Origin of the sequence: Hungatella sp. SL.1.14 (genome assembly GCF_024460495.1) — a bacterium.
GTDB lineage: Bacteria > Bacillota > Clostridia > Lachnospirales > Lachnospiraceae > Hungatella > Hungatella hathewayi.
Window position 1 is genome coordinate 1 of sequence record NZ_JANFYJ010000104.1, and the last position, 528, is coordinate 528.

1 protein-coding gene is annotated in these 528 nt (G+C 50.4%); it reads right to left on the minus strand.

Going from position 1 to position 528, the window contains the following annotated elements; translation table 11 throughout:
- Positions 1 to 130: 130 nt before the first annotated feature.
- Positions 131 to 528: MBG domain-containing protein (locus tag NE473_RS30155; protein WP_256265551.1), on the minus strand; the 398-nt coding region annotated here is incomplete at its 5' end.

Consider the following 528-nt stretch of genomic DNA (forward strand, 5'->3'; position numbering starts at 1 on the left):
CCATGACCGGTCCCGTCATACGTTACCGTCTGCCCTTCTGCACTTACTCCATTGTCACCTGCAGCCACAATTGTCAGCATTCCTGGTACGATTTCCACCGTATAGTTCGGGTTTTTCGTATACTCTGCCGTCAGCCTGATCTCGTCTCCAACGTTGTTCTTATTCTCGTCCCGGCTGCCCTTACATAGCTTACCTTTCCAAGGTCGCCTTCCTTTACCACTGCTCCGCTGCTTACCAGGTCATCATAGTTTCCTGTAAACTCCGGATCCTTAGTTCCATACGTCTTTGACGCGCTGTTCACCGTAATGGTCACATTTCTCGGCCTGATCACTACCGCCGCACTTACGGCTTTGGTTTCCTTGTAATTCGGATTCGTCGCCTTTAAGTATACGGTATGCGTTCCTGCTTCCGTAAAGGTCGGGGCCGTCTCACTGTATTCTGTTCCGTTGGTTGAATACAGCAGCGTAGATCCTTCCTTATCCGCAGACGCACTTATCAGCCCATACGCCTTTCCATCATACTCTACAG